At 68.0% G+C, this 12,352-nt stretch carries 13 protein-coding genes; 6 read left to right on the forward strand and 7 right to left on the reverse strand.

Annotated features, from left to right (window positions below):
* Positions 1–26: 26 nt before the first annotated feature.
* Together AB0I04_RS25750 and AB0I04_RS25755 are read right to left on the reverse strand one after the other, a co-directional pair.
* The gene (locus tag AB0I04_RS25750) at positions 27–125 is read right to left on the reverse strand and encodes a DUF397 domain-containing protein (RefSeq protein ID WP_360889227.1); all 99 of its coding nucleotides are present in this window, start codon (positions 123–125) and stop codon (positions 27–29) included.
* Positions 122–931 (reverse strand): helix-turn-helix transcriptional regulator, encoded by an 810-nt coding sequence (locus AB0I04_RS25755; protein ID WP_360889229.1) that lies wholly within the window; start codon positions 929–931, stop codon positions 122–124. The genes AB0I04_RS25750 and AB0I04_RS25755 overlap by 4 nt, the downstream gene beginning before the upstream one ends.
* Before the next feature lie 112 nt (positions 932–1,043).
* Between AB0I04_RS25755 and AB0I04_RS25760 the strand changes: the two genes are divergently transcribed.
* On the forward strand, positions 1,044–1,691 hold the full coding sequence (locus AB0I04_RS25760) for an ATP-binding protein (protein ID WP_360889459.1): 648 nt from the start codon (positions 1,044–1,046) through the stop codon (positions 1,689–1,691).
* Positions 1,688–2,527, forward strand: a complete 840-nt coding sequence (locus tag AB0I04_RS25765; protein ID WP_360889232.1) for a methyltransferase domain-containing protein — start codon at positions 1,688–1,690, stop codon at positions 2,525–2,527. The genes AB0I04_RS25760 and AB0I04_RS25765 overlap by 4 nt, the downstream gene beginning before the upstream one ends.
* Positions 2,528–2,603: 76 nt before the next feature.
* On the opposite strand, the gene AB0I04_RS25770 is transcribed toward AB0I04_RS25765, so the two are convergent.
* From AB0I04_RS25770 to AB0I04_RS25780, 3 genes are all read right to left on the reverse strand, one after another.
* Complete coding sequence (locus tag AB0I04_RS25770) at positions 2,604–3,374, reverse strand: aminoglycoside phosphotransferase family protein (protein ID WP_360889235.1); 771 nt, start codon at positions 3,372–3,374, stop codon at positions 2,604–2,606.
* 151 nt (positions 3,375–3,525) lie between these two features.
* On the reverse strand, positions 3,526–4,197 hold the full coding sequence (locus tag AB0I04_RS25775; RefSeq protein WP_360889238.1) for a hypothetical protein: 672 nt from the start codon (positions 4,195–4,197) through the stop codon (positions 3,526–3,528).
* A gap of 413 nt (positions 4,198–4,610) precedes the next feature.
* The gene (locus tag AB0I04_RS25780) at positions 4,611–5,180 is read right to left on the reverse strand and encodes a TetR/AcrR family transcriptional regulator (RefSeq protein WP_360889241.1); all 570 of its coding nucleotides are present in this window, start codon (positions 5,178–5,180) and stop codon (positions 4,611–4,613) included.
* Between the two features lie 197 nt (positions 5,181–5,377).
* Here AB0I04_RS25780 and AB0I04_RS25785 point away from each other — a divergent pair, with 197 nt between their 5' ends.
* The 3 genes from AB0I04_RS25785 to AB0I04_RS25795 all read left to right on the forward strand — a co-directional run bounded on the left by AB0I04_RS25785 (position 5,378) and on the right by AB0I04_RS25795 (position 7,072).
* A complete protein-coding gene (locus tag AB0I04_RS25785) occupies positions 5,378–6,214 on the forward strand; it encodes an NAD(P)H-binding protein (protein ID WP_360889243.1) in 837 nt (278 codons plus the stop codon).
* A gap of 77 nt (positions 6,215–6,291) precedes the next feature.
* The gene (locus tag AB0I04_RS25790; protein ID WP_360889462.1) at positions 6,292–6,432 is read left to right on the forward strand and encodes a zinc-binding dehydrogenase; all 141 of its coding nucleotides are present in this window, start codon (positions 6,292–6,294) and stop codon (positions 6,430–6,432) included.
* A gap of 16 nt (positions 6,433–6,448) precedes the next feature.
* On the forward strand, positions 6,449–7,072 hold the full coding sequence (locus AB0I04_RS25795) for a hypothetical protein (RefSeq protein ID WP_360889246.1): 624 nt from the start codon (positions 6,449–6,451) through the stop codon (positions 7,070–7,072).
* Between the two features lie 101 nt (positions 7,073–7,173).
* On the opposite strand, the gene AB0I04_RS25800 is transcribed toward AB0I04_RS25795, so the two are convergent.
* Entirely contained in the window at positions 7,174–8,415 is a 1,242-nt protein-coding gene (locus tag AB0I04_RS25800) for an MFS transporter (protein WP_360889249.1), read from the reverse strand.
* A 401-nt stretch (positions 8,416–8,816) separates the two neighbouring features.
* Between AB0I04_RS25800 and AB0I04_RS25805 the strand changes: the two genes are divergently transcribed.
* Positions 8,817–10,040 (forward strand): cytochrome P450, encoded by a 1,224-nt coding sequence (locus AB0I04_RS25805; RefSeq protein ID WP_360889252.1) that lies wholly within the window; start codon positions 8,817–8,819, stop codon positions 10,038–10,040.
* 14 nt (positions 10,041–10,054) lie between these two features.
* On the opposite strand, the gene AB0I04_RS25810 is transcribed toward AB0I04_RS25805, so the two are convergent.
* Positions 10,055–12,313 carry an MMPL family transporter gene (locus AB0I04_RS25810; protein WP_360889255.1) on the reverse strand — a complete coding sequence of 753 codons (2,259 nt, stop codon included), beginning with the start codon at positions 12,311–12,313 and terminating at the stop codon, positions 10,055–10,057.
* Positions 12,314–12,352: the final 39 nt, after the last annotated feature.

A 12,352-nucleotide genomic window follows, 5' to 3' on the forward strand; every position in this document is an offset into this window, starting at 1 on the left:
GAATGGGCGCCAACGGCTCGAAAAGCTCAGTCGCGCTCGTCGGTACGGATCAGCTCAGCCACCTCGACGCAGCTGCCCTGCGTGGTGGTGCTCTCGCTGCGGCTGGACTTTCGCCAGGTCGTCATGAGAATCGCTCCATCGCTTCTACGATCAGATCCAACGAGGCGTTTTTGGGCAACGCGACGTCGCCGATGAGATCGAACCACACTCGGTAGCAATTTGTCTCGGTTGCGTCCTGTATGAGCCGCCCACCGCCGGGAGCGACCGTGTAAACCGAATCCACTCCCCCCATGGTGATGATATTGAATGATCCGTCCCGGCCAGCGTGAGCGCCAGCGGACTGCGGCACCACCCGCACGCTGACATGCGGTCGTTTGGCCAACTCGATCAGATGAGCGAGTTGGTCACGCATGATCTCGGCAGAGCCGACCGGCTGGGTTATGACGCGCTCGTCGATGATCGCCCACACCCGCGGCGGAGGAGTGCGGTTCAGGCATTGCTGTCTCTCGACTCGGGCCTTGGCGCCCGCTTCCGCTCCCTCAGTGCCCGCTGCGTCGAACGTGGCACGCGCGTAGTCTTCGGTCTGGAAGAGGCCGGGTACCCAGCCAAGATCCCAGCTACGGAGTTCGCCGGCGTCGGCTTCCAACTCCAAGTAGGTCGCGGACCAGCTGACGTCATGTCCGAGCTTGGCGAACTTGACGAGGCGGCTGTAGAGACCGTCGGTGCGCCAGGCGTCATCGATCTTGACCGCGTGCTTCTCTTGGAGCTTGGTTTTTCCGCATTCAACGTAGGCGACCAGAGACCGGTCCCGACCGATGATCCCACCGACGGCGGCGAGTGATATGTCGCGTTCTTGGCGCTGTCTCCTGAGGTCGAAAGCGATTAAGTCCCACAAGTTGCCGTCCGGATCGAATCCGCTGCGGTAGCGCACTGTGACTCCTTTTGTTGAATCTCGCTAGCTCGCCTGGTCAACGTAGCCAGACGAGGCGCATGCTGTCTGGCGAACACGGAAAGTGGCGAGAGAAGAGCGATGGGTGACGATAATGACCTTCGACGCATTTCAATTCGCGACGGGCCGGTCGGGGGTCCGTACGGACCCGCTGGCCTCCATGGCACCCGCTCCGGTGGTCCTCCGGCCGTCGTGGATCGCGCTGAGCGTCAGCCGCGCGTCGGTCGCCAAGGCCAGACGGTTCGCCGCCGACGTCATCGCGGACCACGTCACCGATCCCGGCCACGCGGACGACATCGTGCTGGTCGTCTCCGAACTCGTCACGAACGCCCGGCGCGCCGCCACCGAGGTCCGCCGCTGGGAGCCCCACGACCTCCCCCTGCGGCTCGGGATCCTCGCAACCGACCGCCACGTGCACCTGTACGTCACCGACCCCGACCCACGCCCCTTTTCGGCGAATCCCACTCCGGCGAACGGCTGGGGCCTAGGGATCGTCGACACGTACGCCGCAGCCCGCTGGATCACCTACACCCAGATCGACAAGACCGTCCACGCTCTCATCCCCGCACCCAGCGTCACGCTGACCGCAACGGAACTGAAGGAGGAAACGGCGCTCATGGGCAAGCACGGCAAGACAGTGGACTGCTCTGCCTGCAACGGTAAAGGAGGGTCCTGGAAGACCCACGACGGAGAGAGGTTCTGGGCAACATGTGCCCTGTGCAACGGAACGGGGAAGCAGTGAACGCTCGTGAGGCCCTCGCGGCCGTCCCCAGGGAATTGTTCATCCCCGACCAGATCTTCGTGTCCAACGATCACGGCTGGCTGGTGCCGCTGCGGCGCTCCGAGGACCCCGAGCGCTGGCAGCAACTCGTGGCGGCCGACAACGCGATCATCACGCGAACCGCATTCGACCCCACCCTCCCGGCTGAGCTGTGCGATTCGACGACGGGCAGAGGTGTCGACGCGACCAGCTCCAGCAGCGCCCCGCACATCATGGCGCGCATGATCGACGCCCTGGAGCTCCGCGCGGGCACGCGGGTACTCGAGATCGGAACCGGAACCGGATACAACGCCGCCGTCCTGGCCCACCTGCTCGGCGCCGAGAACGTCACCTCCATCGAAATCGATCCGGCAGCCGCCGAACACGCCCGCAGGGCATTGGAGAAGGCCGGGTATCCGGTACGGGTGATCACCGGAGACGGTGAGCATGGTCATCCCGGGAGCGCGCCGTACGACAGGATCGTCGCGACCGCCGCCGCGCACACCGTGCCCATCGCCTGGGTCGAACAGGTGCGGCCGGGCGGGGTGATCCTCGTTCCCTGGGCACCGACCTTCCATCCGGACTGGCCGCTCTGCCGCCTCGTCGTACGACCCGACGGAACCGCGGAGGGCCGTTTCGTCGGGCCTTCCTGGTTCATGCCGTTGCGGGATCAACGGGTACAGCCACGTGTCATGCAGGAGGCCGAGGAGAAGTGGATCAAAGTGGGGAGGCCCGACTCCAGTCGGTACGGATTGACCGTTACGCCCGAGAGTCAGTATGTGTGGCTCGACTCGCCGGACAACCCGATCGTCTGCTGACCCCCTACAAGCACTGGGTGGCCCGGGAGAAGCTACGCCTCACGCCCGGTCCGGTGGGGTGCTCGAGATCGTGTGGCTACTCGAACAGCCGGCGGTTGGATCGGCTCCAGGCCAGCCGTTGATCCAGTTCGTCAAGGAGTCCGTCGGCGATCCAGTCGGCTTGTGGCTGGTATCCGGCGTCGGCCAGCCGGCGGACCTGCTCGATCCCCTCCTGCTGGACGTCGATGACCGCAGCGATCAGCCCGGTGGTGGAGGTCAGGCCGTAGGCGGCGGCGAACACCTCCACCCGGTGGTGCCGGTCGGGCGGCTCGGGATAGCGCAGCCAGCGCAGGCATTCGGCGTCATCGCGGAACGGCGCGACGTATTGGAGCGCGTAGGCGATGTCGTACATGCGGTGCGCCGGCCGGGCGTAGTCCCAGTCGAGGATCCCGGCCGGGCGCGCGCCGCACCAGACGATGTTCCAGGGACCGAAGTCCCCGTGGCAGATCACCTCGTCATCGCCCAGCCCGCTCTCGCCCGTGAACCAGGCGAGCTCATCGGGCGGTCGAAAGCCGGCGACGGCGTCGTGATAGTCGCGTAGCAGGCCGGCAAAGGTCTTCAGCCCGGCGTCGTCGACCACCTTGGCCCAGCCGTGCGGGCCGGACTCACCGTCCAGGTAGGTGAGGACCTCACGGCCCTCCTGGTCCATCCCCAGCACCCGCGGCGAGTACGGGAAACCGACCCGTTCTAGATGCCCGAGCAATGCGTGGACGGCTGGTGTCCACGGGTGGGTGGGCCTGCGGACGGTATCGCCCAGACGTACCACCCTGCGGTGCGGTGCGTCCTGCAGCACGTCCTCGTCTGCCATGAGTTCCGAGACTACCTGCGGGTGCCGGGCATGGAGATCACAGCGATCCGCTGCGCCAGGCCACTCTCATATGCGCCGTCTGCACGACACCAGTCCCACATGAGGCGTGCAGGGTTCATGCCGACCGGCTTCTCGGCTGACTGGCAGCGGATCAGCGCGGCGCCGGGCGTCCAGGATGCTCGGCGAACATCTCGCCGCGCCCGCCGTCCCGAGCCGGCTCGAGCGGCCGGGTACGGCGCCGGCGTTTCCAGTAGGCGACGGTGACCGCTGCCAGCAGCGGTCCCCAGAGGAGCAGTGGCGCGTAGGCGGCGACGGCGAGCACGCCCTTCCAGTCGTGGAGGCTCAGCGGGAAGTCGGGAGGGAGCGGGCGGCCGCGCACGTCACGTCCGAGGGACACGGCGGCCATCGCGGACGTCCACATGAACGTCAGGACGCCAGCGCCGATGGCGGCCGGGATGACGGCGGCGAGGACCGGCACGTTGCGGCCGCGCAGCCCCGGGACCCAACGCGGGAAGACCTCGCCCCACGCGGAGATCAGCCCGACGGCGGTGAAGGCCAGGAGCTCCGAGAAGATCGAGAGCACGACGACGTAGAGCTCCATCGGCAGCCACGAAGGCAGCTCGCCGCTGCCCTGCTCACCGCGGGCGATCGGCGCGTGGAAGGTGACGGCCGCCACCCGCCAGAGGCTGGATGGCAGCACGGTGAACGGGATGGTGTAGGCGGCGATCCGTGCCCAGCGAGGCACCCTCGCGACGGGCTTGTGAGCGGCCGTCCAGGCGGCGCGTAGCCGCGTCACCCAAGGCGCTTCGGTGAAAGTGGTCATTCGGCTCGATCCCTTCGGCGACGGCTGCCCATCGGTTCCGAAGATCGCAGTCAGTACGGCCGTACTCCTCACCGGCGAAGGGGAGCCGGATCCCCCGCTCGAGGGAGATCGAGGATGACCCGGCCTGCGGGCGATGCCTCGCCCCTCTGGTGTCTCGTACGGATAGTGGTAGTCGCGCCAGTAGTCCGAGATGGCGCCTGACCTGGCCACCAGCGAGATGCGGGCGAGGCCCTCCAGACACATCGACTCGCGACGGGCGAAGGGACGGCGCGCGGGGACGATGAGAGTGCGCGGGGTGGCGGCGCCGGAGCACGTTGGCGGCTTCGAGCACCGTGTCACCCGCTGTCCCCGGTCGGCCATGACCAGCTGCTCACCATCGTTCCCGCAGGCAGAGCCGAGGTCCTGGATGGGTATCAGCGGGCGGCGGCGAGGAGGAGTTCGGCGAGGCGGCGGGCTCGGCTTGCGGGTCCTTCGGCTCCGAGGGCCTGTACGGAGGCGTAGGCGCCTTCGAAGACGAGGACGAGCTGGTCGGCCAGTACGTCGGGTTTTGTGGCGCCGGCCTCTTTGATGAGCTGGCCGATGCGGGTGCGGACCCAGGCTTTGGTTTCGACTGCGTGTTGATGGGCTGGGTGGTCGGGGTCGGGCAGTTCCGCCAGCGCCATCAGGAACGGGCAGCCTCGGCAGTTTTCCGGCTGGATCTGTTCGGTCTGGGCGTCGAACAGGGCGAGGATCCGTTCTTGTGGGGATCGGCCGTCGTCTGCGGTGACGTTGTCGAACCAGTTCTTGTAAAGGCCGTTGGCGCGTTGCACGTAGGCGGCGACCAGATCGTCTTTGGAGGCGAACAGGCGGTAGAGGGTGGTGGACGCGACACCCGCCGTTGCCGCTATCTTGTCGACCCCGACGCCGCGGATGCCCTGCCAGTAGAACAGCTCGTGCGCGACCTCGAGGACGTGCGCGCGAGTCTCGACGGAACTGCGTCGCATGGCATCCCCCTTGTGGAATTACTGGCTACGGCCCTAGCCTAGTCGATGTTAGGGATCGTTCCCTAACACGATCGCCATGGACTGGCGCCGCGAGCCGTGCTGTGGGCGGAGGCCAGGTAGACCTGGTCCGGGCCACCCCTACGCGGCTCGCTGAGAGATGGACCGAATCTGACGATCAAGGAAGGCGAGAACGGCTGATGATCTTGGTTACTGGGGCTTCTGGGCATGTCGGGAGCGAGTTGGTGAAGCTCCTCACCGATCAGGGGCGGTCCGCTCGGGCACTGGTTCGCAGTCCCGACGACACCGCTTCTGGGGTGCGGTCTGGAGTAGAGGTCGTGGGAGGTGATCTGAACCGGCCGGAGAGCTTGTCGGAAGTCCTGGAAGGCATCGACGCCGTGTTCTTGCTGGGCGGGTTCGCGGACATGCCGGGGGTGCTTGCGCAGGCCCGTGCCGCCGGCGTCGGCCATGTCGTGCTGCTGTCGTCACGGTCGGTGGTGGAAGGCCACCCCGACAACGCGGTGGTCGCAATGCACCTTGGCTCCGAGGCCGCCGTGCGCGAGTCCGGCATCGAATGGACGTTGCTGCGCCCGAGTGGCTTCATGTCCAACACCTTGCAGTGGCAGGCGCAACTGCGCGTGGGTGATGCCGTACGCGCACCTTTCGCGGGCGTGCCGATCGCCGCGATCGATCCGTACGACATCGCCGCCGTGGCCGCCGCGGTCCTCGGCGACAAGAAGCACTTCGGTGTCGCCTACACGCTCAGCGGCCCGACCGCGCTGCTCCCGGCCGACCAAGTCGACATCCTGGCCAGGGTGCTCGACCGGCCGCTGCGCTTCGAAGCCCAGCCCGACGATGAGGCCCGGAAGGAGATGCTGCAGACCACACCGGCCAACTACGTCGATGCATTCTTCCGCTTCTTCGCAGCCGGCGAATTCGACGACACCCCAGTAGTGCCAACCGTCGCCGATCTCACCGGCCGCCAACCTCGCACCTTCGAGGACTGGGCAACGGCCCATGCGGAGGTCTTCCGCTAGAGCTTCAGGCCGTTCCAGGGTCCGCTTGGTGCGACCGATACCCGGGGGCTAGTGCGGGGCGAGGGCGACATGCAGCAATTGAGATCGGCCGCCGGATGACCAACGGCTCGGTACGCGTCCATGTGGACCACGCATTCCCCCTGGAGGACGCCGCTTCCGCCCACACGGTCGGCGACCGCGGCCACGTCCGCGGACTCCTCGTCCTCGATGTGGGCTGACCGCGAAAGAGGCACGATGGACGAGCAGACCAAGCAGTCCGCGTTCATGAACGCTTTGGTCACCGAGCACTTCGTACTCCAGTCGGCTGCGAGCACGACGGTCAGCGAGGCGGCCGGCCGGGCCACCCTGTACATGACCACACTGTCGAGCGCGGTGGTGGCGATGGGCTTCGTCACCCGCTCGCCCGGCATGCTGGCGCCGTTCGCCGCGACCGTGATTCCCACCGTCTTCATCATGGGCGTCTTCACCACCGTGCGGCTGGTCGACACCGGCGTGCAGAACCTCACCTTCCTCGCCGGCATCGCACGGATCCGCGGCTACTATCGCGGCCTGGAATCCAGCGATGACTCCCATTTCACCCCGTGGGGCCAAACGAGCAACGAGGCCACCCAAGCACTCTCCGCACTCGCGGTGAAACGCAGCCGGCTGCTCGGTTTCGGCACGACCGCCAGCATGATCGCCACCGTCAACGGCATCTTGGCGGGGGTCGGGGTCGCTCTCCTCGGCACCGCTCTCCTCGGCCGAGACCACACCTGGCTGGACGTCCTGGCCGGCATCCTCGCGACGGCCACCTGCCTCACCGCGTTCTACCGCTATCAGGACAAGCGCTACCGAACCCTCGACACCCCTTCTCAGTAAGCCCGGACATAGGCCTTTGAGCAGATGCTGGTCTGCGACGCCGGGCATGTGAAGAATGTCCCCGGGCGCAAAACCGACTTCGCCGATGCCGAATGGCTGAGTCATGCCGACCGGACGTCTTCGGCCGGCGCGACGACCGCGGGATCGGGCATGCGCGCCTGTCCGGGAAGGAAGAGGGGGGTTCCGAGCAGGAGGATGCCGGAGATGGTGATCGCGGTGAGCGGGTCGGTGAGCGTCGCGAGGACGCCCCAGATCACCATGGCGGTGGCCTGTGTGAGTTTGCCGCTGATGGTCCATGCGCTGAGGACTCGTGCGGCGCGATCCGCGGGAATGCGTTGCAGGCGTTCCGTCGCGTTGATGGGGTTGAAGATGCCCATGCAGATGATCAGCAGACCTTCGACGATGATCACCGTGAGGAGTCCGGGGATGCCGGGACCGGTCAGGGCGAGTCCGAGTGGGAAGATCGAGCGCAGCCAGCCGGAAACGATCATGACACGGTGGCGACCGTAGCGGCCGACGAGGCGCGCGGAGAGGCGGGCACCCGCGAAGCCGCCGAGTGCCGGGATGCCGAAGGCGAGACCGTACTGCCAGGCAGGGAAGTGGTATCGGCCCAGCAGGAGGACCGATAGGAGCGGAAGGGTGGCCATGATCAGGCCTCCGACTGTCACGGAGTTGAGGAACAGACGCCGCAGGACGCGGTCGTGGAGGATGAATCGCCAGCCGCTCAGAAGGTCGGTGGCCCGCAGTCTGGTTGCCGCATCGCGGGGCGCTGCGACGTCGCCTCCACGGATACGGAGGACCCCGAGCGCGGAGAGCAGGTAGCTGAGGGCGTCGGCGGCGATCGTGATGACCGGGCCGAGCAACCCGATGAGCGCTCCGCCGAGAGGCGGGCCTGCCGCGGTCGCCAGCCAGCTCGTGCCCTCGAACCTGCCGTTCGCGATGAGGAGATGGTCGTTGTTGACGAGGTATTTCAGGTACGCGCCGGATGCGGCGGTGAAGGCGATGCTCGCGGTCCCGGAGATGACCGAGACGACGAGCATCTGGCCGTAGGAGAGGCATCCGAGGAGGTACGCGGTCGGAACGCTCGCCATTGCGAGGAAGCGGACCAGGTCCATCGCGATCATCACCGGGCGCTTGGCCCGGTGCTCGACCCACGGCCCGAGCGGGATCGCGACGATCGCCGCGACGGCAAGGCCGGCGGCTTCCAGGAGGGAGACGGCGAATGCCGGCGAGTGCAGCACTCGAACGGCGATCAGTGGGAACGCCCCGAACGCGATCCACGTGCCGTACGTGCTCACAGCGTAGGCAGACCACAGCCACCCGAAGCCGGGTCCCAACTTCACGCGCACATGACTCCCTCGCGACAACCGACCGTTCAGGTTCGTGAAGTACAGCAGCGGTGGGCGCGCACGATCAAACAACCGACTCTCGGGGAGCCACAACGATCGGTTGTACGGGCATACGCCGGATCAGGTCGCCGCCTTGTCGGCTCGCAGGGTCCGGGGAACGGCTTGTGTGTCATGTGGTCAGCATGGTCGGAGGCGGTGACAGATCACCGGCCGGGCCGGGAGCACTGACCGCGCACCGTGACTATAAGTCGGAACCGGACTAAACGCTCAACGCTGCACAAAGTGCCTGAAAAGCGGTTATTGTCCCGGAGCACCCCGCCGTGTGGATCGGCCGGCCGCGCTCACGCCCGGTCGGCGTGTCGCTGATTCCTCTCGGTAACGCCAAGGAGTGCCCGATGACGAACCCGTCACCGTCCCAGGATCCGCTCGCCGGGTCCCGGATCCCGCTGTACGGGCCGGAGTTCCAGCGGAAATCCGCTGACCTCTATGCCGAGATGCGGCGTAGGCACGGCCCGGTGGCTCCGGTCCTGCTCGACGGCGACGTGCCCGCGTGGCTGGTGTTGGGCTACCGGGAGGTGCAGTACGTCACGGGGAATCCGCAGATCTTCGGGCGCGACTCACGGCGCTGGAACGCCTGGGATCGCGTCCCGCCCGACTGGCCGCTGCTCCCGCTCATCGGCTACCAGCCCACCATGATGTTCACCGAGGGCGGCGAGCATGAGCGGCGTGCCGGGGCGCTCGAGGCCGCGCTCGCCGATGTCGACCAGTTCACCCTGCGGACGGAGGCCCAGCAGGTCGCCGATCGGCTCATCGACACGTTCGCCGGGTCCGGTGAAGCCGACCTGATCGCCCAGTACGCCGATGGAGTGCCGCTGCCCGTCGTGGCCCGGATGATAGGCGTGCCGGAGGGAGAGACCGCCGACCTGGTCCGTGAGGTCTATACGACGCATGCCGCGGGCGAGGGCGCGAACGAGGCGTACGCACGCGTCCGGGAGAAGGTTCAGCGACTGGTGCGGTTCAGGCGGGAGAACCCCGCCTCTGATGTCACATCACGGCTGCTGGCCCACCCGGCCGGGCTCACCGACGAGGAGATCGCCGAGGATCTGCTCCACCTGATGAACGCCGGGCAGTTGCCCACCGCGTACTGGATCGGCAACACGCTGCGGCTGATGCTCACCGACGACCGCTTCGGGACGACCTTGTTCGGCGGACGCCGGAGCGTCGGCCAGGCGCTCAACGAGGTGCTCTGGGAGGACACGCCGACCCAGAACTTCCCGGGCCGGTTCGCCGCCTGCGACGTCCAGTTGGGCGGCCGGCAACTTCGTAAGGGCGACCTGCTCATCCTCGGTCTGGCCGCGGCCAATCATGACCCGCTCGTACGGATGGACCCCCTGACCTCGATCGGCAACCAGGCGTACATGTCATTCAGCCATGGCCCGCACCGGTGCCCGTACGCGGCCCAGCAGATCGCCGAGGTCATCGCCGAGGCCGCGATCGAGGTCCTGCTCGACCGGCTCCCGGACGTGTTCCTCACGGTGCGGGCCGATGCGCTGACCTGGCGGCCGTCGCCGTTGTTCCGCGGCCTGTCGGCGCTCCCGGTGAGGTTCACCCCGGCCTGAGGACCCGACGGCGATCAGACGTGTTCGAGAGCGCGTTCCTCGGGGCGTACCGGCGGCGGGGCCGGACGGCGGCGGCCGGGAAACCACCAGTTGGCGTGGCCGAGGAGGCTCATCAACGCCGGGACCAGCACGAGGCGGACGACCGTGGCGTCCACGGCGACCGCGGCGGCCAGGCCGAGGCCCATCATCTTGACCATCGAGTCCGGCTGCGGCAGGAAGCTCAGGAACACGCAGATCATGATGAGCGCGGCCGAGGTGATGAGCCGGGCGGTCGAGGCGATGCCGGTGACGACGCTGCCGTGCGGGTCGCCGGTGCGGAGGTACTCCTCGCGGATGCGGGACAGCAGGAAGACCTCGTAGTCCATCGACAGGCCGAACAGCAGCGCGAACATGAACAGCGGCACGAACGACACGATCGGCGTCGGCTGGTCGAGGCCGATCAGGTCGATGCCCCAGCCCCACTGGAAGACGGCCACCACCACGCCGTACGCCGCGCCGATGGACAGCATGTTCATCACCGCGGCCTTGATCGGCACGATGATCGAGCGGAACGCGATGACGAGCAGCACCAGCGCGACCGCGACGACGACGATCATGACGTACGGCATGCGCTGCTTGACGATCGTCGCCATGTCGATGATCGCCGGCGACTCCCCGCCCAGATAGGCGCGTGCTCCCGGATGGCGGGCCACGGTCGGCGGGATCACCGACGTCCGCAGCCGCCGTACGAGATCGGCGGTCGCGGCGGCCTGGGGCGGCGTGGTGGGCGCGACCTTGATCGTGACGCTGTCGCCGATGACGACCGGGGTGTCGACGGAGGCGACGCCGGGCACCTTCTGAAAGCCGCGCCGCAGGTCATCGCCCAGGCGGCGGGCCTCCGGGTTCGGCGTCGGCTTGTCGTTCGGGCTGACGGCCAGCCGTCCGCCCGGCTCCTGGCGCAGGGCCGTCCAGCCCTTGGCGGTCTTGGTGTTCTCGTCCGCCTGCGGCGGCTGCGCGGGACTCGGGACGGTGGCGACGACCACGAACGGGCTGTACCAGCCGGGTCCGAACTCCTTCGCCGTCACGTCGTACGCGCGGCGCGCGCTGGTGGAGTGCGGCAGTGTGCTGTCGGACATGATGCCGAAGCGCAGGCTGAGCACCGGCAGCGCGAGGAAGAGCAGCAGGAGCGTCGCCGCGATCGCGTACGGCCAGGCGTGCCGGTCGACGTGACGGCCCCAGCGCTCCCAGCGGTGCGTCGAGCGGTCGGGCCGCATGCGGGGCAGCCGGTAGCGGTCGATGTTCGTGCCGAGGGCGCCGAGCACGGCGGGGAGCAGCGTGAGGGCCGCCGTGACCATGAAGGCCACGGCCGTCGCCGTCGCGAGTCCGATGATGCCGACGAAGGTGATGCCGGAGAACCACAGGCCGCAGATCGCGAACAGGACCGTGCCGCCCGCGAACACGACGGCATGCCCGGAGGTCGCCAGCGCCTCGCCGACCGACTCCTCCACGCCCATGCCCTCGGCGAGCTGCTGCCGGTGGCGTGTGACGACGAACAGCGCGTAGTCGATGCCCGCGCCCAGGCCGAGCATGGCCGCGACCATCGGCGCGGTCGGGTGGACCTGCCAGATCGACGCGCCGACGTGGATGAGGGAGTACGCCACCGCCATCGCGCACAGGGATACGACGATCGGCACGCCGGCCGCGAGGAACGATCCGAAGGCGGCCAGCAGCACCCCGAGGGCGAGGACGACGCCGATGCCCTCCTTGGGACCCGCCTTCGGCTGATTGAGGATCGTCGTGACGATGCCGCCGAACTCCACGTCGACACCGGCCTGCCGGGCCGGCTCCGTCGCCTCTTCGAGGGCGTGCAGGTCGTCCAGGGAGAGGTCGCGGGCGGTGCCCTTGAAGTGCGCGACGGCGACGACGGCGTTCGCGCCCTTGGCGCCGCCGGTGCCGCCGTAGGGGTTCTCCGCCATGGCGACGCGGGGCAGCGCGCCGACCTGCTGGATGGCCTTGCCGACCTGGAGCGCGACGCGCCAGTCGGACAGGGAGACGCCCCGCTGCGGGTGGAAGACGATCGTGGCCGTCGGCCCGGTGACCTCGGCGAAGTTCTTGCGGAGCAGGTCGATGGAGCGCTGGGTCTCGGTGCCGGGGAGGCGATCCTGCTGCACGAAGGTGCCGCCCCGGGCGACTCCGAGGACTCCGGTGCCGACCGCGACGGCGAGCCAGACCAGGATCACCCACCGCGCGTGGCGGGCACAGAACCGCCCCAGTCTCCCCAGAATCCCCGACATAGCCACAGAACAGCACGAGAAGTGAAACTTTGCAACGCC

Source organism: Actinoallomurus sp. NPDC050550, from assembly GCF_040655075.1.
Lineage (GTDB): Bacteria > Actinomycetota > Actinomycetes > Streptosporangiales > Streptosporangiaceae > Actinoallomurus.